At 70.6% G+C, this 23,116-nt stretch carries 17 protein-coding genes and 2 pseudogenes; 8 read left to right on the plus strand and 11 right to left on the minus strand.

The features are described 5' to 3' along the window. Window positions 1-135 precede the first annotated feature (135 nt). The 3 genes and pseudogenes from OG310_RS07280 to OG310_RS07290 form a co-directional block, all read right to left on the minus strand. Window positions 136-1,318 (minus strand): annotated as a pseudogene (locus OG310_RS07280) (RNA-guided endonuclease InsQ/TnpB family protein). Window positions 1,319-1,526: 208 nt separating this feature from the next. Then, a complete protein-coding gene (locus OG310_RS07285) occupies window positions 1,527-1,763 on the minus strand; it encodes a hypothetical protein (RefSeq protein ID WP_329455054.1) in 237 nt (78 codons plus the stop codon). A gap of 330 nt (window positions 1,764-2,093) precedes the next feature. Continuing rightward, window positions 2,094-2,588, minus strand: coding sequence for a TetR/AcrR family transcriptional regulator (locus OG310_RS07290; protein WP_329460063.1), 495 nt, complete (start codon window positions 2,586-2,588; stop codon window positions 2,094-2,096). Between the two features lie 144 nt (window positions 2,589-2,732). Here OG310_RS07290 and OG310_RS07295 point away from each other — a divergent pair, with 144 nt between their 5' ends. The 3 genes from OG310_RS07295 to OG310_RS07305 all read left to right on the plus strand — a co-directional run bounded on the left by OG310_RS07295 (window position 2,733) and on the right by OG310_RS07305 (window position 5,851). After that, on the plus strand, window positions 2,733-3,704 hold the full coding sequence (locus OG310_RS07295) for an SDR family NAD(P)-dependent oxidoreductase (protein WP_329455055.1): 972 nt from the start codon (window positions 2,733-2,735) through the stop codon (window positions 3,702-3,704). A 361-nt stretch (window positions 3,705-4,065) separates the two neighbouring features. Continuing rightward, entirely contained in the window at window positions 4,066-4,389 is a 324-nt protein-coding gene (locus tag OG310_RS07300) for a hypothetical protein (RefSeq protein ID WP_329460064.1), read from the plus strand. A gap of 328 nt (window positions 4,390-4,717) precedes the next feature. Next, on the plus strand, window positions 4,718-5,851 hold the full coding sequence (locus OG310_RS07305) for an IS630 family transposase (protein WP_329455056.1): 1,134 nt from the start codon (window positions 4,718-4,720) through the stop codon (window positions 5,849-5,851). Here the strand turns inward: OG310_RS07305 and OG310_RS07310 are convergent. Both OG310_RS07310 and OG310_RS07315 read right to left on the minus strand, forming a co-directional pair. Next, window positions 5,776-6,312 carry a DUF6924 domain-containing protein gene (locus OG310_RS07310; protein ID WP_329455057.1) on the minus strand — a complete coding sequence of 179 codons (537 nt, stop codon included), beginning with the start codon at window positions 6,310-6,312 and terminating at the stop codon, window positions 5,776-5,778. The two genes, OG310_RS07305 and OG310_RS07310, sit on opposite strands and share 76 nt — an antisense overlap. Window positions 6,313-6,468: 156 nt before the next feature. Continuing rightward, a complete protein-coding gene (locus tag OG310_RS07315) occupies window positions 6,469-8,832 on the minus strand; it encodes an alpha-L-fucosidase (RefSeq protein WP_329455058.1) in 2,364 nt (787 codons plus the stop codon). Window positions 8,833-9,562: 730 nt separating this feature from the next. Here OG310_RS07315 and OG310_RS07320 point away from each other — a divergent pair. Both OG310_RS07320 and OG310_RS07325 read left to right on the plus strand, forming a co-directional pair. Next, window positions 9,563-12,853, plus strand: a complete 3,291-nt coding sequence (locus tag OG310_RS07320; protein ID WP_329460065.1) for a GH92 family glycosyl hydrolase — start codon at window positions 9,563-9,565, stop codon at window positions 12,851-12,853. Between the two features lie 149 nt (window positions 12,854-13,002). Then, on the plus strand, window positions 13,003-13,551 hold the full coding sequence (locus tag OG310_RS07325; RefSeq protein WP_329455059.1) for a GNAT family N-acetyltransferase: 549 nt from the start codon (window positions 13,003-13,005) through the stop codon (window positions 13,549-13,551). A gap of 223 nt (window positions 13,552-13,774) precedes the next feature. Here the strand turns inward: OG310_RS07325 and OG310_RS07330 are convergent, their stop codons facing one another. Beyond that, the gene (locus tag OG310_RS07330) at window positions 13,775-14,434 is read right to left on the minus strand and encodes a hypothetical protein (protein ID WP_329455060.1); all 660 of its coding nucleotides are present in this window, start codon (window positions 14,432-14,434) and stop codon (window positions 13,775-13,777) included. 712 nt (window positions 14,435-15,146) lie between these two features. On the opposite strand from OG310_RS07330, the gene OG310_RS07335 reads away from it, so the two are divergent. Then, window positions 15,147-15,842, plus strand: a complete 696-nt coding sequence (locus OG310_RS07335) for a type 1 glutamine amidotransferase domain-containing protein (protein ID WP_329455061.1) — start codon at window positions 15,147-15,149, stop codon at window positions 15,840-15,842. Between the two features lie 12 nt (window positions 15,843-15,854). Here the strand turns inward: OG310_RS07335 and OG310_RS07340 are convergent. The 5 genes and pseudogenes from OG310_RS07340 to OG310_RS07360 all read right to left on the minus strand — a co-directional run. Further along, a pseudogene (locus OG310_RS07340) lies at window positions 15,855-16,064 on the minus strand (hypothetical protein); the annotation flags it as partial. Window positions 16,065-16,215: 151 nt separating this feature from the next. Then, window positions 16,216-16,929, minus strand: coding sequence for an SDR family NAD(P)-dependent oxidoreductase (locus OG310_RS07345; protein WP_329455062.1), 714 nt, complete (start codon window positions 16,927-16,929; stop codon window positions 16,216-16,218). A gap of 135 nt (window positions 16,930-17,064) precedes the next feature. Beyond that, window positions 17,065-18,141 (minus strand): hypothetical protein, encoded by a 1,077-nt coding sequence (locus OG310_RS07350; RefSeq protein WP_329455063.1) that lies wholly within the window; start codon window positions 18,139-18,141, stop codon window positions 17,065-17,067. 393 nt (window positions 18,142-18,534) lie between these two features. Beyond that, window positions 18,535-19,320: a VOC family protein gene (locus tag OG310_RS07355; protein WP_329455064.1), complete on the minus strand. Its 786-nt coding sequence runs from the start codon at window positions 19,318-19,320 to the stop codon at window positions 18,535-18,537. 486 nt (window positions 19,321-19,806) lie between these two features. Then, window positions 19,807-20,274 carry an RrF2 family transcriptional regulator gene (locus tag OG310_RS07360; protein ID WP_329455065.1) on the minus strand — a complete coding sequence of 156 codons (468 nt, stop codon included), beginning with the start codon at window positions 20,272-20,274 and terminating at the stop codon, window positions 19,807-19,809. A gap of 331 nt (window positions 20,275-20,605) precedes the next feature. On the opposite strand from OG310_RS07360, the gene OG310_RS07365 reads away from it, so the two are divergent. Together OG310_RS07365 and OG310_RS07370 are read left to right on the plus strand one after the other, a co-directional pair. Next, window positions 20,606-21,811 carry an NAD(P)/FAD-dependent oxidoreductase gene (locus OG310_RS07365; RefSeq protein ID WP_329455066.1) on the plus strand — a complete coding sequence of 402 codons (1,206 nt, stop codon included), beginning with the start codon at window positions 20,606-20,608 and terminating at the stop codon, window positions 21,809-21,811. A gap of 671 nt (window positions 21,812-22,482) precedes the next feature. Next, entirely contained in the window at window positions 22,483-23,079 is a 597-nt protein-coding gene (locus OG310_RS07370) for a TetR/AcrR family transcriptional regulator (RefSeq protein WP_443078829.1), read from the plus strand. Window positions 23,080-23,116 lie beyond the last annotated feature (37 nt).

Consider the following 23,116-nt stretch of genomic DNA (forward strand, 5'->3'; position numbering starts at 1 on the left):
CCGGGCGCGACACGTCACGGCTGTAGGCGGACCAGCCGCCGACGAAGAGCCGGCCATGGCCGAAACCGATGTGTTCCAGGGTCCGGAGGTCATGGCAGGCCGTCACCCCTGAGCCGCATTGACATCCTCGCCCGCCTAAAGGAGGGCGATTCCCGCCTGGCTGCCGGATGTCCGGCTCGTCCTCGGGTGGGTTCCTGCTTCTTCGCGCTGCGCCGGTAGGAGTACCGGTCTTACCTGCGCTCGACAGGCTGATACCGCCAGTCCGGCGGCCTTCGCGACGTTGATCGCCGCGTTGATGTCCCGGTCCAGGACGGCTCTGCAGGCCCCGCACGTCCAGACGCGGACGCTGAGGGGCTTGGGGCCGTCCTTGATGCCACACACGGAGCACACCTGTGAGGTCGGCTCGAAGCGTCCGATTGCGTGAAAGGTCCGCCCATGCAGGGCGGCTTTGTACGCCAGCATCGTGGTGAACGCGGACCATCGCGTCGTGCACGGATTTGGCCAGACGCGTGCGGGCGAGCCCCTTCACCGCCAGGTCCTCCACGGCGACCGCTTGGTTCTCGCGGATCAACTGCGTGGAGAGCTTGTGGTGGAACTCGCGCCCGCGCATCGGCGGCCCGTGCGTGGGCGCGTGCGACCTTGATTCGGGCCTTGGCCCGGTTCCTCGATCCCTTGGCCTTCCGGCTGAGGTCACGCTGAGCCTTCTTCAGCTTCTTCTCGGCCCGGCGCAGGAAGCGCGGGCTGTCGATCTTCCGACCGTCGGAGAGGATCGCGAAGTGGGTCAGGCCCAGGTCGATGCCGACGACGTTGTCCGTGGCGGGCAGCGTCTCAGGGTCGGTCTCGACCACGAACGAGGCGAAGTACCGGCCCGAACTGTCCTTGACCACGGTCACTGTGGACGGGGCCGACGGCATGGAGCGGGACCACTTCACGGCCACGTCACCGATCTTGGGGAGCCGGAGCTTCCCGCCGGCCGTGATCTTCCATCCGGCGTTCGCGGCGAACCGGACCGTCTGCCGAATGCCCTTCCGCGACGTGAACCGGGGCGGCCCCGTCTTGGGGCGCTTGCCTTTGAGGCCGTCGAAGAAGTTTCGGTATGCGGTATCCAGGTCCCGGAGGGACTGCTGGAGGATCACCGCCGACACCTCGGCAAGCCAAGCCCGCTCGGGGGTCTTCTTCGCGGCCGTGAGCTGCTTGGACAGCCCGCCGGACGGGATGAACGGCAGCACGGCGGCACGGCGGCACGGGCAGTCTCGCGGGCCCGAAGGGCGTCGTTGAAAACAACCCGAGCACACCCGAACGCCCCGGATAACGCCATGCGCTGACCGGCGCTCGGGTACACGCGGATGCTGTACCGAAGCTGTGCGCCCGATAAGGGACAGCACCACAACAGCCGCCGCAGGCGAGGCCAGGCACCCGGCTCCAGGGGCCCGCGAACGCGGAAAAGCCCCGTCCTCCAGGCGCCGGAAGGACGGGGCATCTCGACAGTGACGGTCCCCTCGACCGAGGTCGAGGGGACCGAGGCCTCAGCGGTGGTTGTGGCCCCTGCCGTGGTGGTTGTGGTGGTGTCCACCGTGGTGGTGGTGATGGCCCCGACCGTGGTGGTGGTGGTGACGGCCCCAGTCGTCGCCGTTGCCGCGGTGGTGGTCTGCGACAGACACCCGTGCTGCGGGTGCCGGAGCCGCAACGGCAGTACCGGCGAGAGCGGTGACGGCGGTGAAGACCGCCACGCCCATAGCGGCCAAGGCGATGCGAACGCGCATGTGCATGGTCTCCCTTGGAAGAACAGCAGGGCGGGACCCTGCTTGCGATCCATTAGCCTCCACGGGCAGGCGCCCCCACAATGCCCGCCGGGCTAATTCGCCCATTCGGCTCCATATCCCTGTTGCAGAAGAGAAGTAGCGTTTCTCCTGTGGCTCAGGAGACGCGTTCGCACTCCGGTGGGACTCTCCCCTCCTTTGGCTGCCTCTCCCTTGGGAGACCCGCCTCTCCATCTGTCCGACCGCGACATGCGGGGACGGCCCTGGGATGGCGCTCCACGCTGGACGAGGTTGCGGGCGCGCTGCCGGCCGGAGGCGAGGCGCGCCACGGCGTCAGCGCAGGACGAGCCCGACAGCGACCTCAAGCCGTTCGAGATAGAACTCCCGCGATCCGGCCTGATGCTTGAGGCCGACCGACACGCTGATCAGCGTCTGTGCGAGGGGGCGGGCCGCCTGTTTTCCCGACCCGACGGCGATCGCGTCGGTGATCAGTTCCTCGAAACGGCGCGGCACGGTCTCGACGATCTCTCCGAGGAGGCCGGGGTTGTCCTCGACGACCACCCCCACATCGTGCGTCAGCGCGCCGATGTAGCGGCCCGCCCACTGGTCGAACGCCTCGACCAGCCGTTCCGGGAGGGGTCGGCCGGTGTCGGCCAGGATGCGTTCGACCGCTGTGATGTCGTGCTCCAGGGTCTGGGTGACCGCGGCACGGAACAGCGTCTCCTTCGAGGAGAAGAGGAAGTACAGCCCGGGCCGCGAGATGCGCGCCGCCCGCGCCACCTCCTCCATCGAGGTCTTCCGGTAGCCGTGGCGCGCGAACGTGACCATGGCCGAGTCCAGCACCGCGGTCCGACGGTCCGCACCGGCGGCGGTCGGGCGCGGGTGGCCGACATCGGGACTGCTGCTCATGCGTCGAGCATACGAGCGGATACCGGACTATACAAATCTTGTTCAGTGCGTAAAGTTCGCGCCATGACTGCTCGTGAACCCGTCTCCACGCCCTTCACCGCATCCAGCACCGCGGACGAGGTGCTGCACGGCGTCGACCTGAGCGGCGTCCGCGCGATCGTGACGGGTGGTTCGTCGGGAATCGGGGTCGAGACGGCTCGTGCGCTGACCGCCGCCGGGGCGCATGTGACACTCGCGGTCCGGAACACCTCTGCCGCCGACGCCGTCGCCGTCGCGATCGAGAACTCCACCGGGGGGATCCGGCCCCGCGTCGTCCGGCTCGACCTCGCCGACAGGACGAGCGTCACGCGCTTCGTCGACGCCTGGAGCGGACCGCTCCACCTGCTGGTCAACAACGCGGGCGTGGTCACCGGTGGCCTCGAACGAACCCGAGAGGGATGGGAGTTGCAGTTCGCGACGAACCATCTCGGCCACTTCGCCCTCGCCACCGGCCTGCACGACGCGCTGGCATTCGGAGCGACCGGCCGCGCGGGAGCCCGGATCGTCTCGGTCAGTTCGACGGCGCACATGCGCTCCGGCGTCGACTTCGACGACCTCCACTTCGAGCGACGCGACTACGACCCGCAGATCGCCTACGCCCAGTCGAAGACGGCGAACTCCCTCTTCGCCGTCCATGCGACCAACCTCTGGGCGTCCGACGGCATCGTCGCCAACGCGGTGAACCCCGGCGGTGTCGCGACGGGACTGCAGCGGAACTTCACCAGGCACCAGAAGGAGTCGCTCGACGCAGCCGAAGCCGCCGGGGTCTTCACCTACAAAACTGTCGAGCAGGGCGCCGCCACCAGCATCGTCGCCGCCGTCTTCCCGGAGTTCGCCCACTCAGGAGGCCACTACCTCGACGACGGGCGAGAGGCGTACACCGTGCCGGACGACGCCGACCTCGCACAGCACCCGCACGGAGTCAAGGAGTGGGCCCTCGATCCGGCCACCGCCGAGCGCCTGTGGGCCGTTTCGAGCGACCTGCTCCGCGCGTGACCTCCGGGCGCCACAGCACGTGGCATCCGGTCCCTGGCAGTGCGGCCTCCGGCTCCGGCCAGCACGTATGACGTGACATCAATCTCCGTATGCCGACCGCCGATCGGCGGGACGTATGTCCCATCCCGGCGGCCAGGAGTCTTTCCGATTCTGCTGCACGGTCGAGTTCAGCCGTTGCCCGTGTCGGTGCACGGGGCTTGCGGCGGCTCTGTCGCGCGTGCCGTTCTCGTACCCCGCGACCCGTGCGGTCCGGGCATCGAACTCCGTGCCCCGGGGAAATCCCGTTGTACGCTCCGGAGTACGGCCTTAGGGTCCCGTCATGTCTCTCCGTGTGCGTATGCGTCAAGCCCTCCCGGAAGCGATGCGGGCCCGCGACAAGGTCACGGTGAGCGCCCTGCGCACGACGCTCGCCGCACTGGACAACGCCGAGGCGGCGCCCGTCGACGCAGCCGGGCTGCGCGGTCTCGCTCTCGAAGCGTCACCGGTGGGCGCCGGTGCCACCGAAGCGGCGCGATACGAGCTGAGCGTGTCCGGTGTGGTGGACATCGTACGAGCCGAGGCCGACGAACGGCTGCGCATCGCAGCACAGTTGACAGCTCCCGCACATGCCGAACGAGCGGCACGGCTCCGCGCGGAGGCCGCTGTGCTGTTGGGCTTCCTCGACGGACCCGGTCACACCCGGTAAGAACACGGCAGATCGTCGTGGAGACGGCGGCGGGAGCGGACAGGCACGCCGAGCAGGGCCCGTAGCGGCCGTTCAGGACTGCGGCGGGACCGGCGGCGTCGGGGGCGGCCCGGGCGTGGCGGGCCGCTGTCGCCGCCCGGTGTGGAGCGGGGCGGTGCCCGGGGAGGCGGCGCGCGCGTGCCCGGGCCCCGCGATGCTCACGCCGGGCCGCGCACCGGTCGCCTCATGGCCAGGACCTAGTGCCGCATCAGGCAACGTTGGCCCTGTTGTGATGTGACGCGCCGTCCGGATGCTATGCCGGGCGGCGCGTGTCCGTCACCCTGTCCGAGTGGCAGAGCGAGTACGTGTCCGAGAGATCGACGATGACGAGGGACAGCGGCTTCTGCGGATCATCCGCAGAGGCACCGGGTCGGTGGTGACCTGGCGCCGGGCCCAGATGGTCCTGCTCTCCGCGCAGGGCATGCCGGCAGCGAAGATCGCCGAGGTGTCGTTCACCAGCGACGACAGGGTCCGCGATGTGATCCACAACTTCAACACCGACGGCTTCGACTCGCTGTATCCGAAGTACAAGGGCGGCCGCCCGAAGACGTTCTCGCTGCCCGAGCGCCGCGAGATCAAGAAGATCGCCAAGTCCAAGCCCACCGAACACGACCTGCCCTTCTCGACCTGGAGCCTGGCCAAGCTGGCGGACTTCCTGGTCGCTGAGGGGGTGGTCGACGACATCAGCCACGAGGGCCTGCGCATCCTGCTCCGCGAGGAAGGCGTCTCCTTTCAACGCCTGAAGACGTGGAAGACCTCCCGCGACCCCGACTACGCGGCCAAGAAGGCCCGCGTCGAGCACCTCTACGCAATCGCCGACGGCGAGGTCATACCCGAGGACGGCGAACCCGAAGTCGTCTTCTGCATGGACGAGTTCGGGCCGCTCAACCTGATGCCCCACCCCGGCCGGCAGTGGACCGAACGCGGCGGCAAGCACAAGGACCCCGACCGCGAACCCCGCCGCAGGCGCCGGGCGACCTACAACCGCTACGGCGGAGTTCGGCACCTGTTCGCCGCTCTGGACCTGGCCAAGGACAAGCTCTACGGCCACATCAAGCCGGTCAAGAGGCGGACGCAGTTCCTGGAGTTCTGCCGCTACCTGCGCACTCTCTATCCGCCGGACACCCGCATCGCGATCGTCTGCGACAACTTCTCCCCGCACCTGACCACGAAACGCTGCCAGCGGGTCGGCACCTGGGCCGCGGCCAACAACGTCGAGATCGCCTACACGCCGACGAACTCTTCCTGGCTGAACCGGATCGAGGCCCAGTTCACCGCCCTGCGGTACTTCACCCTCGACGGCACCGACCACGCCTCCCACAAAGAGCAGGGCAGCATGATCCGCCGCTACATCATCTGGCGGAACCGCCATGCCGACGACCGGCGCCTACGCGCGGTCGTCGACAGGGCCAACATTGCCTGATGCGGCACTAGCGCGGGCCGGTGCTGAAGCGCTGCCTCCAGCTCGGCGTGTGCCCGCAGGTGCCGTTCGGTGATCCGGTGGACCCCGGACTCGTCGACGGAGCGCAGGTAATCGTCGAATCCCAGGTTCGCGATCGCCAGGTTGCCCACGGCGGACCGGCACGCGTCGGGCACGGCGCGGAACGTCCGACCGGGCTCGTCGGCCACGTCCACCACCAGCAGTGTGCGTTCCTCACCGGAGAACGTTTCGGCGTCGGCGACGACGAGCACCGGGTAGCGACTGCCCTCGGGAACCAGTGCCAGCAACTCCGCCGTGGACAGTCCTTCGTGGGAACGGTCGGCCTGCACCGCGACCCAGCCGTCGTCCACCTCGCCCAGCAGTTCCCGCCAGGAGTCGTCATCGCTGAAGTCGGTTCGCAGGACCGGCGTCAAGTCGGTCTCGGGCAGCCGTGCGGCGGTCATGGTTCCTCCTGCGGCTCGGGAAGACGTCCTCAGGATAGGCCGGGCCGCGGTGGGCCCGTGCCCGGGCCCGGTTCCGCCGCGTCACCGGGTGGCGCGGCGGAACCGGACGGGACCGCCCCGGTCGGGCGCCGGGGGCCGCGGCCGGGTCGACCGGCGTCAGGAACGCCAGTCGACCTTGAACACCCATACGTGGTGGCCCGTCGCGCGCGCGGCGGCCGGCACATCGATGACCAGCGCGTCGCCCCGTGTGCGCCACGACAGCGGTCGGTCGTGGCCGAGCAGGGTCACACGGTCGCCGGAGCGGATGGGAACCGGCGCCTCGACGACGAGTGTGCTGCCCGGCCGCGCGAGCGAGTGGATGTAGAAGGCGCGGTCCGGCCGCACGGTGAAGCGCAGGTCGTCGCCCAGCTGGGGCATGCGGGCCCAGTACGTACTGCCGTAGATGGCCTCGCCGTTGGTGCGCAGCCACGCGCCGGTCTCGCGCAGCCTGCGCTGCATGACCTCGGGGATGGTCCCGTCGGCGCGCGGGCCGATGTCCAGCAGGAAGTTGCCGTTCTTGGACACGATGTCGACCAGTGAGTGCACGACCTCCTCCGTGCTCATGTACTGGTCGTCCGGAGTGGCGCTGTTGTATCCGTAGGAACGGGGGTCGAGGCCGCGGCTCGCCTCCCACTTCGCGGTGACGACCGAGTCGTACGTGGTGTACTCGGGTGTCGTGAAGTCGTGCGGGCCGATGCCCGAACGGTCGTTGACGGTGACCTCGACGGGCCGGTGCCGGTTCTTCGCGTGGTTGAAGTACTCGGCGAGCACGTGGTGGCTGTCGTTCACCCCGCCGATGTCGCACCAGATGATCTCGGGGTCGTACCCGTCGATCAACTCCAGCAGCTGTGCTGCCTGGTAGTCCTCGACGTAGTCCTTGCCCGCCGTGTATCCGGTGTACGGCAGGGGGGCGAGCGTGTAGGGGTTGCGGGGCGCGTGCCCCTCCCACGGGTTGTCCGGGTTGAACCATTCGGGCATGGAGAAGTACAGGCCCCGGTGCAGTTCGGGCGCGTACCGCTTCGAGGCGTCGAAGAGCTCCTTCACGAGGTCGCGCCGCGGTCCCATTTTCACCGCGTTACGGTCGGAGAACCTGGTGTCCCACAGGGCGAAGCCCTCGTGGTGTTTCGAGGTGAGCACGTGGTACTCGGCCCCGGCGTCGCGGAAGAGCTCGACCCAGGCCCGCGGGTCGAAACGCTCGGCGCGAAAGCGCGGGATGAAGTCGTCGTAGGCGAAGTCCTCGCCGTACGTGTCACGGTGGTGGGCGTAGGTGGGGTTGCCGGGGTCCTGCATCTGCTGCCAGTACCACTCCGCGTACTGGACACCCACCGGCGCCCATGCCGGTACGGAGTAGACGCCCCAGTGGATGAAGATGCCGAACTTGGCGTCCTGGAACCAGTACGGCGCCTGATGGGAGCCGAGCGACGCGTCGGTCGGCAGGTAGTCGGGGACGCCGAGGGTGAGGCGCTGCGCGGCCGACGCCACGGTCCGGCCGTGACTCGCCGCCAGCACACTGCCCTGGGCCGTGGTTCCTGGGGGCGTCGCCGCCCCGGGGCGGATGCCGATCCGGACGCGTGCCTGTTCGCCCGGGGCGAGCCGGGCGACGGCGGCGGGCGTCGCGGTGCGGGCGCCGGGGACGTCCACCGTGAGTTTCAGCCCGTCGGCCGCCAGCACTCCGACGCTGCCGGCGTTCACGACGGTGGCCTCCACGCTCTGTGAACCGTCGGGCAGTGTGGTGCTCGTCGACCGTACGTCGCGCAGTGCCAGGGCGCGCCCGGTGGCCACGGGCTGGAGCGAGAGGGCGAAGACGTGCAGGGCCGGGGTGCCGGCCCGGGCGGGGCCGGTGACGGGCAGGGTGACGCCCACCGCCCGCCTGGCCGGGTCCATCGGGATCTCCGTGTTCGCGATGACCACTTGGTGGGCGTCCTCGGCCCCGGTCGGGTCGTAGCGGTAGGGCGCCGCCACGGCCCCGCTGCCCGCGTACCAGTCGGGACCGCCGAGCGGGGCCTCGGAGGTGGTCCCGTCGTCGTAGTGGAAGGTGGCCGTCCCCGAGGTCTGCCCGTAGCTGCAGGCGGTGAGGAAGACTGCTGAGAGGTAGCGGCCCAGCGGCAGGTCGAGACGCTGCCCCGAGGCGACGACGTTGTTGTTCCCGGCTGCCGTCGCGGACGGGAAGAGGAACGGGATGCCGGCCACGGTCGTCTCGCCCGAGGGGAGTTCCTCGCCCGGGTAGGTGTAGCCCGAGCCGTCGAAGTCACCGCCCCGCGAGCCGGCCGTGTCGATCCCGTCGTTGTCGGCCCACTGGTCCAGGGGGACGGGGACGGCTGCGGGGGCGGCGGCCCAACCACCGCCGGGCGCGCTGTCGTCGGGGCGCTGCGGGGTCCGCGCCGAAGGGTTCGCGTACGCGTCGGACGGAGCGGCGAGAGCCGCGGTCGCTGCGGCTGCCACCGCTACGGCGATGACATGACGTCGGGGGAGATCAGCCATAGATCCGATGATTCGAGCGCCGGGTTCGTTCTGTCAATGCCCATGACAACGATTGCCACAGGACCCCTCCCCCACTCGTGCCGCACCGATGCCCCACCCCGCACGCCCACGACCGGGGCGCGCAGCTACGTGAATCGGACGCCGCATCTCACCGTCACGGTCGGCACATTCAGAGAATCCGGCGGGTCGGGTCCGCACCTCGCGCGCCCTGCCGACGCCCCGCTGGCATGGAAGGCCGCAGGTGGCGAACCGATCGCCGCAGCCGAGTGACACCTCTCGGAGCATGGGTCCGTTGAGGGGCTAGACATCCGATGACAGGGAACGGCACACTGACCCCCCGGACTCGGCCGCCCGCACCTCGGGCCCCGGGGCGCCTCGCTCCGGAACTCCCGTACGCAGCCGCGCCCGGACCCCGCCCCACACGCCGGTCGCAGCCCCGCCACGGCCGAACGCGGGGGGCGTCGCACCCGCCAGGCACGCCGTCAGGCCGCCCGCGCGGCACGCCGTCCCCCATCTCCGTATACCGAACGCCCTTGACACCCGCCGATCAACCGGAGAGCATCCTTTCGATTACTGACAACGTTGTCGGACCGTTCTTGCTCGCGTCCGGTCGCGTTGGCTTCCGTACCAGCGAAGGGCAGGAACGGTGTCAGACACCCAGGAACGCCGTACGGCGTCCAGACGGCGCCGGCTGAGAAAGGCGGGGCTCGGCTCCGTCGCCGTGGGCGCCATGGCGGCCCTCGGCCTCGCACTCACCGTGGCGCCGGCCTCCGCCGCCACCACCGCGGGGCGAGGCACGGTCACCAACCCCGTGTCGTACGTCAATCCGCTGATCGGCAGCTCCAACGCGGGCAACACCTACCCCGGCGCGGTCAACCCGCTGGGCATGCTCGCGTGGAGCCCCCAGAACTCCACGGGCAACCAGGTCTCCACACCTGCTCCCGGCGGCTACCAGTACAACGCGACGAAGATCCGCGGCTTCAGCCTCACCCACCTCAACGGCGTGGGCTGTTCGGGCGCCAACGGCGACATCCCGATCATGCCGGTCGTGGGCGACGTGACCTCGTCCCCCACCTCGGACACGAAGGACTCCACGTACGCCTCGACGTTCTCCCACGCGAACGAGAGCGCGAGCGCCGGCTACTACAAGGTGGGTCTGGACAGCGGCGCGAGCGCCGAGCTGACCACCACCGACCGCACCGGTACGGGTGAGTTCGGCTTCCCCGCCGACAAGCCGGCGAGCATGCTGTTCCGCACCTCCAACTCCGAGAGCGGCAGCACGGACGCGACGGTGCACATCGACGCGGCGGCCAGGACGGTGACGGGGTCGGTCACGGCGGGCAACTTCTGCGGCCCGCAGAGCGCGAACAACCGTCACGACGTCTACACCCTTTACTTCACGGCCCACTTCGACAAGCCGTTCGCCCAGGTCGGCACCTGGAAGGACGACGCCCTGCAGGCCGGATCGACCTCGGCCGAGGGCGGCACCGGTTACAGCTCGTCGGGCAACCCGGTCGCGGGCAAGGGCTCGGGCGGCTACGTCACCTTCAAGCAGGGGACCACGAAGGTCCAGGCGAAGGTGGCGATCAGCTACGTCAGTGAGAAGAACGCCGAGACGAACCTCCGCGCGGAGAACCCGCCCGCCAAAACCTTCGGCGCCGTCAAGTCCCAGGCCGCGGCGGCCTGGCGCTCGGCCCTGTCCAAGGTCCAGATCGGCGGCGGCACCGACGACCAGCGCACCACCTTCTACACCGCGCTCTACCACTCCATGCTGGAGCCCACGCTCACCAGTGACGTGAACGGCCAGTACCTCGGTTCCGACCGGAAGCCGCACAAGCTCGCCTCCGGGCAGAAGGCGCAGTACGGCACCTTCTCCGGCTGGGACCAGTATCGCGCCCAGGTGCAGTTGCTCACCCTGCTCAACCCGAAGGCGGGCAGCGACTACGCGCAGTCCCTCTTCAACTACGCGAAGCAGAACGGCGGCGAGTGGGACCGCTGGCTCCTGGAGAACGGCAAGACGAGCATCATGTCGGGTGACCCGTCCGACGCCGCTCTCGCGGGCATCTACGCCTTCGGGGGGAAGGACTTCGACGTGCGGGGCGCCCTGAAGTCCCTGGAGAAGGCCGCGACCGTGCCCACCGCGGACGACAGCAGCAGCGCGGGCTGCAACGTCGAGTGCACGGGCCAGCGTCCCGCCCTCGACCAGTACCTGAAGCTCGGTTACGTGCCCGCCGACAACTGCCACTGCTGGGGCGGCGCCGCCGAGACGCTGGAGGACTCGGCGGCCGACTTCGGCCTCTCGGAGCTCGCCGGGGCCACCGGTGACAAGAAGAGCCAGAAGTCCTTCCTGGCCAGGTCCGGCAACTGGACGAACGTCTTCGACCCCAACGCCACACCTCAGGGCGGCTACATCCGCGACCGCCAGGCCGACGGCAGCTGGGCCGGTACGTTCACCCCGGACACCGGCAACGGCTTCGTCGAGGGCACCAGTGCCCGCTACACCTGGATGGTCTACTCGGACGTGGCGGGCCTCGCCGCGGCGATGGGCGGCGACGCGACCGCGACGCAGCGCCTCGACTCCTTCTTCCGCGCGCCGGACGGGACGTTCGACTTCTCGGCGAAGGACGGCACGCGGTACGACCCGACCAACGAGCCCGACATCAACGCCCCGTACCTCTACGACTACCTCGGCGCGCCGTACAAGACGCAGCAGACGGTACGGGCGGAGATGGACCAGCTGTGGACCAACGGTCCCGGCGGCATCCCCGGCAACGACGACGCGGGAACCATGTCGTCCTGGTACGTCTTCTCCGCGCTCGGCATGTACCCGCAGGTCCCCAGCCGCTCCGAGATGGTGCTCTCCGCGCCGCTCTTCCCGCGTGCGGTGATCCACACGGGTCACGGCAAGACCATCACGGTCAACGCGCCGGCGGCCTCGTCGAGCAACACGTACGTGCAGTCACTGCGGACCAACGGCAAGAAGTCCGACAAGCCCTGGCTGCCGGCGTCGTTCGTCGGTAAGGGCGGGACCCTGGACTACACGCTGGGCAGCACGCCCAACACGTCGTGGGGCAGCGCCGCTTCGGACGCCCCGCCGTCGTTCCCGGGCGGCGGTACCCGCCTGTTCACCGGTGTCGGCACCGCGGCGCTGAAGGCCGTACCCGGCGGGGACGCGGCCACCACGACCGTCAAGGCGCAGACGCTGGACGCCAAGGCCACCACCGTGCACTGGACGGCCACACCGCCCGCGGGCCTCACCGTCACCCCGTTGCAGGGCACCCTGGCGGTGCCCGCCGGAGGTACGGCGAGCGCCAAGGTCTCCGTCTCGGCGGGCACCGGTACCAAGGCCGGCTTCTACACCGTGCCCGTCGCCTTCACCTCGGGCAGCACGGCACTGCGGCCTTCCTCGGTCTCCGTGACCGTCGCGCCCCAGGACAGTGTGCTCTGGAACCTCAACAGCCAGGGCATCTCGGACGACGCGAAGCCCGCCGCCAACTTCGACGGCGAGGGCTGGAGCTACTCGGCCCAGGCCCTGGCCGCCGCGGGCGCGGTTCCCGGCGGCACGGTGTCGTCCGACGGCTTCGACTTCACCTGGCCCGACGTGTCGGCGGGCGACCCGGACAACATCCAGGTCACGCCCGGGCAGCCGGCCACGGGGCAGGTCGTCTCACTGGCCGCCGACTCCGGAGCCACGAAGCTGAGCCTGCTCGGCAGCGCGGCCGAGGGTTCGGCCGAGGGTACGGTCACCCTGACCTACACCGACGGCACGAAGCAGCAGGCGGACATCGGCTTCAGCGACTGGACCCTGGGCGGCGGGGCGAACCAGCCGTCGTTCGGCAACACGGTGGCGCTGAAGACCTCGTACCGCGACGCCCAGGGCAGCGGCCCCGACGCGGTGGGGACGGACATCTTCGCGACGGCGCCCATCGCGCTCCAGGCCGGCAAGCAGCTGGCGAGTGTGACACTGCCGTCGACGGTGTCCGGAGGCGTGATGCACGTCTTCGCCGTGGCGACCGCGTAACCGGCGCTCCCGCGACCGGCAGGACACGAGCGACCCGCGCCGCACCACGGCGCGGGTCGCTCCCGTCGTTCGAGGTCGCGCCCGGCTCCGGCGCTCTCGTCCCGGCCACCGTGTGCCGGCCCGGAACGGGCGGCTGAGAGACTACGGCCATGGACACGGAGACGGTGAACGGGACGCCCCCGTCCGGCGCGGTGGCCGGACGGACCGTGTCGGCGCGCGGTGTTGGATGGGTGCTGTGCTCCGCCACCGCTGCGGACGTCGAGGCGATCGCCGAGTTGCGGGCCGTCGTCATGCGCCCGGATCTGGAACGTCTCGGACGCTACGACGAGGTCCGGGTGCGACAGCGCTTCCGGGACTCCTTCTCCGAGCGGCACACGTCGGTCGTCGTGGTGGACGGCGAACTCGCGGGATGCGTCACCGTCCGGCCCACCGCGAAAGGCCGGATGCTGGAGCACTTCTACCTCGCCCACCGCCACCAGGGCCGCGGGCTCGGAACCGCCGTCCTGCGCGCGGTACTCGCGCGCACCGACGCGGAGGAGGCGGCCGTACGCCTGACCGTCCTGCAGGGCAGTTCCGCCCGCAGGCTCTACGAACGCCACGGCTTCGTCACGGAGAGCCAGGACCCCGTCGACGTCGTCATGGTGCGCCCGCCCGTGGGCGGCACCGCCGCGCGGAACCGGCCCCCGGCGGAGCGCTGAAGAGGCCTGCGCCCCGGAACACGCCGCGACGCTCCCAGCCGCAGGCCTCCAGCGCCGGTCCCGGACCACCACGGGTCCCCGGCGCCGGTCCCGGACCACCCGCGGTCCCCAGCGCCGGTCCCGGACCACCCGCGGGTCCGCAGCGCCGCTCAAGCGGGGTCCGCGGGCCTCCAGCGCGACTCCCCCGTGAGCGGGGCCACGGCGCCCGAGCCGCTGTCGTGGTTCACACCGGTGTGGGGGCGAGATCGTAGGCGGGGAAATCCTTGAGCTGGTCCTTCGTGTAGTTGACGCGGATCGTCGTGCCGGAGCGCTCCACATCGGCGATCGGGACGGCGACCGTCTTCCTGCCCCACAGGTGCCCTTCACTCAGCAGCACATGGGTGGCCGTGTGGTCCCCGCCCTCGACGACCAGACCGTGCACGCGCCCGAAGGCACCGTCGACGGCCTCCACCGGTTCGCCGCGGCGGATCTGCACCTCGCCGGCCGGCACCCGCTCACGCGTCGTCGCGCCCACTCCGCCGGCCAGGATGAGCGGGGACGGACTCAGGCCCGCGACGGCGACGCTCGGACCGAAGAAGGGCCACACCATGGTCTGCCCGGGGTCGTAGCCGAGATCGTTCTCCTCGTCAGCGGGCAGGAAACGGTCCTCCTCCGCGGCTTCCAGCCCCTCGAAGGCCTCCTGCCCGCACGTGAGCGTGATGCCCTCGGCTCCGTCGTCGAGCAGGGAGACCGGCACCAGCCGACTCGGCCACTGTCCGGAATCGACCACCAGGTGGGTCACACGCCTCGCGATCGGGTCGATCACCACGCGCCGGAGGCTGCCGCACTCCCCGTCCGCGCAGCGGACCCCGGAACCGATCGTGTACAGCACTGCCTCACTCATGACATCTCCTCACCATGTACGCGTGTCTCACGCGCCGCTGGCTACCGTCTGCCCAAGATCGCCGCGCGAAAGCCTCCCTGCCCGGGGACCGACGACGGCGGCGGGGGACGGGCCCTCCCATCCCCACGAGGCCGGGCGCGGTGACCCCGTTCTGCCGCCGACCGGAAATCCGTCACGATTCGACTTCGCGCCGGCTTCTCGCGCCGGCTTCTCTCCTCAGCGGTTCCTCAGCGGTTCCTCGACGGTTCCTCAGCGGGGGCGCTTTTCCCCGTTTCCGGGATTGCCGCCTTTCGTGAAAGCGCCTTTCGGGCGCATTACGGGGCTTCGCATTCACGTCGTGGAATTCCGTTTCGCCCGAAAGGTGACGAGAGGCAGGCCTGACGGCATGCGTGACGGGGCCACCTACGCCTTAGCGCCCGTCACGTGCCGTTTCGCCACGCGACTCCCCGGAATCGACGACCCTCCGTACGCACGTCAACTCCCCTCGTCACCTCACTGCCCAACCTCAGTGCCCAGCGCGATCCATGACGGCCTCCGGGACGGCGCTCGGATCGGCGCGGCGTCAGTGACTTACGCACGGTCCCGGGCGGGGTTGCCGCACGGTCCCGGGCCGGGTTGCCGCCCGCATGCGCCTCGTCGCCCACGTATTTAGGCTGGAACGGAGTCGAACCCCCTGGAATTGCCAGGTGGGGGACGAGGAGGCGAACCAGCGATGGCCAAGATCCTTTTCATAGTGAGCGGAGCGACGTACTGGGTGCTCAAGGACGGCACCCGGTATGCGACCGGTTACTGGGCTGAGGAATTCGCGAACCCGTACAAGGCGCTCACCGACGCGGGACATGAGGTCGTGGTGGCGACGCCGCACGGCGTGACCCCGAACGTCGACATGATGAGCCTGCGGCCCTCCATGACGGGCGGAGAACAGGCGGCCCTCGATCTGGAGGCCATCATCCGTGACGCCGAGGCGATGCGGCGGCCGCTCAAGCTCTCGGACGTGCGCCTTGAGGACTACGCCGCCGTGTATCTGCCCGGCGGCCACGGCCCGATGTCGGACCTCTCGCTGGACGCCGACGCGGGCCGGTTGCTGACGGACCAACTCACTTCGGGCAGGCACCTGTTCATCGTGTGCCACGCTCCCGCGGCGATGCTGGCCACGAGGATCCACGGCGTTTCGCCGTTCAAGGGCTACAAGGTCACGGGCTTCACCAACGAGGAAGAGGAAGGCGTGGGACTGGCCTCCAGGGCAACCTGGCTGCTGGAGGACGATCTGAAGGAGAAGGTGGGGGTCAAGTACAGCCGCGGCCCGGTGTGGGAGCCGTACATGGTCGAGGACCGCAACCTCGTCACCGGGCAGAATCCGAATTCCGCGGCGGTGCTCGGAGAGAAGTTGCTGAAGGTCCTCGCCTGAGGGTTTCCCCGGGATCCGGTAGCGGGCCGTCATGCCCATCGGCTGCGAGCCGCAGTACTCGGCGACTCCCTGCCGTCCGACGCTGTAGGGATGGCGTCCCTGGAAGACGGCGTCCTCGGTGAATCGAGCCGCGACCTGCTCGGGTCGGTGAGCGTCGACGCCGGCTTTCCACTGGTCGAGGACGCCGGTCAGGATCTCTCCGTCGTCCGGTGTGGTGGTCACGGGGTTCTCCTGTGGGTGTGTCGCGGGCACGGGAGGCGCGCCGCGAGCCGTGGAAGGGGTTCACCGCTCGGCGTGGCTCGCCGGGGCGGGCACGGCAGTGCGCCGGAGACCGCTCGGGCGGGCGCGGCGCAGGACGGCACGGGCCCCGCGGTCAGTGCCCGGCGCTCTGGCCGCCGTCGACGTGCGAGATCTCGCCGGTGACGAACGGGGCCTGCTCCAGGTAGAGCACGGCCCGCACGACGTCGTCGACCTCACCCATGCGGTTGACGGGGTGGCGCGACGCCTGGACACCACCGGGGTCGGCCGGGTGCGTCGGGGTGCGGATGACACCGAGGGCGACCGTGTTCACCCGGATACCGCGCGTGGCGTACTCGATGGCCAGCGACTTGGTGACGGCGTTGAGTCCTCCCTTGGTCAGTGAGGTGAGCGCGGCGGTCACGTGGGTGTCGGCGTTGTCGACGAGGCTGGTGGAGATGTTCACGATGTGCCCGCCGCCGTCGCGGGAGAGCATCGCGCGGATCGCGCTGCGGGAGATGTCGAAGAAGCCGCGCAGGTTCACCCCGACCATCGACTCGTAGTCCTCGTCGGTGCACTCGGTGAACGGCTTCGCGACGAAGAGCCCGGCGCCGTTGATCACTGTGTCCACGCGGCCGAACCGGTCCATGGTCGCCTCGACGATCCGGGCGCCGGTGCCGGGCTCCGTCGCGTCGCCCGGCACCGCCAGTACCCCGGTCCCACCCGGTGCCCGGATCGAGCGGGCGGTCGCGGTGACCGCGTAGCCGAGTTCCCGGTAGGCCTCGACCAGCGCCGTTCCGATGCCTCCGGAGGCTCCCGTGACGATGGCGACTTTCTGCGGGGTGTCCATAAGGGGATTTTCGCCGTGCCCGCCCCGGTCGACATGAGCGCCGGAGGGCGTGTCGCCGTGTTGTGTGCCCGGGCGGCCCTCCTCACCGGATTCCGTGCATATCCCGCTCGATCCGCGCGACGGGTTTTCCGGCCGTCACGTTCGCGTGGCGGTCCCGCACTCCGCCGGGCCGGCCTCTCGCATGCGCGCGTCCATCGACGTGGTCCGGTCGTACGGGTCCTCCTCGGGACCGCTCCCCGGACCCTTCACCGCACGGTCGGCGGTGAACTCGGGGGTGAAGTATCCCGTGGAGTCACCGCAGCCGCCGTTGGTGGAGTCCACCTTGTAGGAGGCGAGGGAGAACGTCCCCGGCTCGGTGACCACCTTCGCCGGGTCGTCCCAGCTCATCACCGTCTCGCGGCGCACGATGGTGCGCGCGACCTCCTCGCTGCCCGGCACGGCACGGACGACCGGGTAGACGTAGGTGACATCACTGGTCACCTCGACCGCGCCACGCTTGCCCTCGCCGAACGTGATCCATCCTCGTGTCTTGACCACGTCCCCCACCAGCCGCACCTTCGTCTGTGCGAAGCGGCTGAACAGCAGCAGCGGGTCGTTCTTTCCCCTGGGATCGCGGAACGCGGTCGACAGGTAGTCCTGGACATCGCGCTGGTGTGGATTGATCAACGCGATCGCTCTCTTCGGCCGCTCCCCGCGCAGCACATCAGGATCCAGGCTGGAGGCGGCAAGGAAGTCCACACTCTGATCGAGCGCCTGCGCGACCTGTCCCTTGGTCATCCAGCCGGTCGCCCGGGCCCGGGGCACACTGATCCCGGCCGTTCCGTCGTCCCACTGCGCAGCCGGTGATCCCCTGAACGGTTGCTCCGGCGTGGGCAGTTGGAGCGACGGCGGTGCGGCGAGCGACGCACTGACGCCATCTCCGTCCCCGTTACCGTCCCCGAACCAGCCGACGACCCGCCCTGGATCCAACGCCACGACCAACAGCCCGACCGCGAGCAGGAGTCCGGCCACGTACCACGCCTTCACCCGTCTGCGCCGGGGCGGTTGGTGAGTCCGCCATCCGCCGGGAGGACCGGTCTCCTCCCGCAGCCGCCGGCCGGCCATCCGGGCCCGCGCCGACGGCTCCTGGGGCGCGCCCTGCGTCCCGGCCTCGGCCTCCCGCAGGAAACGCTCCCACTCCTCGTCCGGTATGGACGCCTCGTCCTTGCCCATGACGTTCTCCCACCCCTTGTGCGCGACCGGGTCTCCCCAGAACCGTTCGCGATCCTCATATCATCAGCCAGCCGATCAGCGCGAACCCACGCCCCCGTCGCCAGGCGCGCAGGGCACCACGCGGGCCACGACAGAGGCGAGCACCGACAGCCAGGCCTGTGGAATCCGGGGCGTCCCCCGGCACGCCGGGCGACCGCCGTCGGCTCCGTCGCCGTGACGGAGCGCCAGCGACTCGGAAGGGACACCTGATTCCGGCGATCCCCGATCCCCGATCCCTGGAGGCAGCGATCCCCGGGGGGCGTGTCGCACACGCGGGGAGAGCGGGGCGCGCCGCAGGGCTCGACGCCCGCCACGCCACCGAGGGGTGGGAGGACGTCCTGGACGACCGCGGGCCTACGGGTTCGCCGGCCGCCCCGAGCCGGCTCCGCCCCCGGGGCGCAGGACGCAGAACTCGTTGCCGTCGGGGTCGGTCATCACCACCCGGCCGGACCCGTCCCGGGCCGCGTCGGTCGAGGCGGTGCCGGTGCCGCCGGGGCCGGTCCGCGCCGCACCGAGGGAGACGAGACGGTCGATCTCCCTCTCCTGATCGGCGCCGGCCGCCGGGATGACCTCGAAACGCAGCCGGTCCCTCCCTGCCCTCGGCATCAGCGGCGGACCACCCCACGTGACCTTCGAACCGCCGTGCGGCGAGCGGATCGCGGTCTCCTGGTCCTGGTCCCAGACCAGCGGCCAGCCCAGGGCCTCACTCCAGAAGTACCCGACCTCCTGCGAGCCGTCGCACGCGAGCGCGCCGACGGATCCGCAGCCGGCAAGGAAGGCGTTGCCGGGCTCGATGACGCAGAACTCATTGCCTTCCGGGTCGGCGAGCACCACATGGCCGTCTTCCGGGCGTTGACCGACGTCGACGGAGCGGGCGCCGAGTCCGAGCGACCTTTCCACGGTCCCCCGCTGGTCGTCGAGGGACGTGCTCGTCAGGTCGAAGTGCATCCGGTTGCGGTCGGTCTTCCGCTCCCGCGTCGGGGTGAAGCGGATCCGCAATCCGGAGTGATCGCTCGGCAGGAGGACGACGCCGTCAAGCGGATCGTCGGCGTACTCCCAGCCCAGGACGCCGCCCCAGAAGCGCGCCAGGACAAGCGGGTCGTTCGCATCGAGCGAAAGCGCGAGGAGGTGGGAAGTCATGGCGTTCCAAGTCTCCGATCCGGCGGCCCACGACCGGGGCGGGGGCACACTCTTCGCGCCCGGAGGGAACGTACGACGCGGGGCGCGGCGCCGCAACGCCAATAAGGAGAGGGCGCGACGCCGGGAGTTCGGCACGGCCGCGCGTCGCGCGACCAGCGCCCGCCCGGTGCCGTACGCCGTGCACCGTGAACGCGCCGGGCCGACCCACCGGATGCTGTCACGCCCGGACAAGTACTCTCTCCTCGCGACGAGTTGACGTCTCGCGCCGATGGCCTGCTCCGTCGGGATGGACCCGGCCGTCCCGGCGACGAGGATCGGCAGTGTGAAGGACACACCGGACCCGACAGCCGGCAGGCGTACCACCGTGGCGACGAGCGCACCCGTGGAGTCACCGGCGAGCCGGGCCTGCGGCAGCGCACCGGCGGGCATGAGGCCGAGGTCCGCCGTCGCCGGCGCCCGCCCTCGCTCTCGCCCTCGCCCTCGCCCTCAGCCGAGTGCGGCCCGGATGATGTCCCGGGTCGGGGGATAAAGGTCCAGCTCCGCGCGGATCTCCGCGAGCGTCCGAGCGGCCAGGGCGTCACGCCATGCCTGCTCCGCACCGCGCATGGCCTTGTTGACCGGGCACATACCGGTAGGGGGCGGCGAGAGCTCCCCGATCGTGCCGCAGCAGCGGATCTCGGCGCACTGGAAGGTCTGCGTGTCGCCCTCGATGGCCTCGACCACGTCGAGGAGGGTGATGTCGGCGAGGGGCTTCGCCAGGCTGAATCCTCCCCGCGGGCCGGGCGTGGAGGTGAGGAGCCCTGCGCGGGAGAGCTGCTGCAACTGCTTGTTCAGATACGGGGCCGGCAGCCCGTGGGCCCGGGCGAGCTGACCGCTTCCCACGGGTCCGCCACCGACCATGTCCAGGTTGAGCAGTGTGTGGAGGGCCCACTCGACCCCCTTGGCCATTCGCATAATACGGACATTACATGTCCTGGAACCCGATGTGCGGAGCCGGCCGGAACCTTCCGCCGCCCCGGCGCCCGCGCCCCGCACCCACCGCCCGCCTGCCCTCTCCCTCGGACCTCCGCCGGGCCTTGGTCGGACCTCCGATGGGCCGCCGGTGCGACTCGGTGCGACTCGGATAAATCTTGACACTGGATATCCAGGATATGTAATGTCCAGAATCGCGGCCGCAGGAGTCCGACGCGTGACATTCCTGCCGCAGAGCGGAGAGCCGGGGCGCCGCGAGCATGCCTCGCCCCGGCCGCGACGGCCGCACGTACCGTCAACAGAGGGAGAAAAAATGAAGGACATCCTGGTTATCGGCGGCGGTTTCGCCGGCGTGTGGAGCGCCGCCGGAGCGGTGCGCGCGGCCCGCGCGGCCGGCCATGGCGGCGAGGAGCTGCGGGTGACCCTCGTCAGCGGCGGCGACGACCTGGTCATCCGTCCCCGTCTGTACGAGGACGACCCGGAGACCATGCGTGTGCCGTTGGACCGCGTCCTCGGCCCGATCGGTGTCCGCCGCCACACGGCTACCGTGACCGGCATCGACACCGAAGCCCGTACGGTCCGCGCCGTCGGCCGCGAAGGAGTGGAGCTGACCATCTCCTACGACAAGCTCGTACTGGCCGCGGGCAGCCGGCTGGTACGCCCCGTCTTCCCCGGCGCGGAGGACGTCTTCGACATCGACACACTGTCCGCGGCGGCCGCTCTCGACCACCACCTGCGGCGGCTGCCCCGGCGCGAGCCCACCGGCGGCAGGTACACGGCCGTCGTCGTGGGTGCCGGCTTCACCGGTCTGGAGATCGCCACCGTCATGGGGGAACGGCTGCGCGCGATCGCCGAGGCGGGGGGCGCCGCCGAGGACGTGCGGGTCGTCCTCGTCGACCGCGCCGACGTTCTCGGTCCTGAGCTCGGCCCTGGGCCCCGCGCGCAGATCGACAGCGCCGTCGACGAGCTCAAGATCGAACGGCGCCTGGGCCTCACGGTGGCATCCGCGAGCCCGGAGCAGGTCGTCCTCTCGGACGGCGAGATCATCCCGACGGCCACCGTCATCTGGACCGCCGGCATGGCCGCGAGTCCCCTCACCGCCCAGATCCCCGGGGAGCACGACCGGCTGGGGCGGCTGAACGTCGACGCGCACATGCGCGTGATCGGGGTCCCGGACGTGTACGCGGCCGGCGACACCGCGGTGGGACCGGCGGAAGAGGGGCACCGGACGATCCAGAGCTGCCAGCACGCGCAGCCGATGGGCAAGTGCGCCGGACACAACGTGGCGGCCGAACTCCTGGGCACCGCCCCCCTGGCGTTCGTCTCCGACCCCTACAGCAATGCCCTGGACCTCGGAACCGCCGGCGCCGTCCTCACCACCGGGTGGGAGCGCACCGTCGTGGCCACCGGAGCCGAGGCCAAGACCATGAAGCAGAACATCAACACGATGTGGATCTACCCCGCGGTCGACGACCCCGAGCAGATCCTCGCCCAGGCGGGCCGCCTCCTCAACAGCTGACCCCCGGGCCGTCAGCCTCCCCCTTCACCCGGGCTGCCGATACGCGTCGGCGCCCGGACCCCGGCCGCCGGCACCCTCACGATCCCCCGCCGTGGGCTGGGGTTGCCGGTGCCGGCGCCGGCTGCCGGCTGTCGTGGTCGGTCGGGGCGTTCGGCTCCCGGTTCGCTCCCGACCGTGCGGTGTGCGGCCTCGGAACACCGGCGGACATGTTGCCGGCCTCCCGGGACACATCAACCGGGGGGCCGCGATGGTGCCGCGTCCGATGACCCCGTCCACTCCCTCGGCAGGAGCGGGTCACCCGGTGCGCGTTTCTTATAAGTCAGCTGCTTGACTTGGGCGGGGCCCCCGCATTCACTGAACAGCGACCTCGGGGGCCGAAGGGAGAGCGCGATGCGCCGGAGCGACCACGTCGAGCCGATGGCCTGCCGGCCGCCGGGGGCCGGTGCGCCGGAGCGGCGCGCGCGCCGGGCCGGACTCTTCGAGGCGGATCGCGGGCCCGGGATCCGCCGTCACGTCAGCGTGGCCGTCGAACCCGAATCCAGACCCCGGGCCGTACGGCCCGGGCGGACGACGGTGGCGTGCGGCACGGCGCGACTGCGCGAAGTCCCGGTGCGGCGGTGAACGCGGCGGGCAGGGCTCCGACCGAGCGGGCCGGCGGGACGGCGGACGTGATCCTCACCGTGGCCGAGAGGCTCTTCGCGGAACACGGTGTGTTCGCCGTGTCGAACCGCCGGATCAGCGAAGCGGCTGGACAGGGCAACAACGCCGCGGTCGGCTACCACTTCGGTACGAAGACGGACCTGCTGCGGGCCATCGTCCGCAAGCACGGCGAACGGATCGACGCGCTGCGCGAGGACATGCTGGCGCGGACCGGCGGCTCCGACTCCGTACGGGACTGGGTGGCGTGCCTCGTGCGCCCGGGCGCCGAGCATCTGGCCGAGTTGGGCAGCCCCACCTGGTACGCGCGCTTCGGCGCCCAGTTGATGACCGACCCCGTCCTGCGCGAACTCATGATCGACGAGGCGTTCGGGCCGTCGATCCAGCGGACACTGGACGGGCTCAACCGGTGTCTGCCCGATCTGCCGCCGGCCGTGCGGATGGAGCGCGCCGACATGGCCCGGCATCTGATGGTGCACACGATCGCCGAACGCGAGCGGGCCCTGGCCGAGGGCACCCGCACCGCAAGGACCGGCTGGCACGCGTACGCGAGCGGACTCGTCGACGCGATCACCGGCCTCTGGCTCGCGCCCGTGACATCCGACGGGTGACCGGGCCGCCGTCCGGAGCCCCTCGTCCCGAAGAGCG

Origin of the sequence: Streptomyces sp. NBC_01497 (assembly GCF_036250695.1) — a bacterium.
GTDB lineage: Bacteria > Actinomycetota > Actinomycetes > Streptomycetales > Streptomycetaceae > Streptomyces.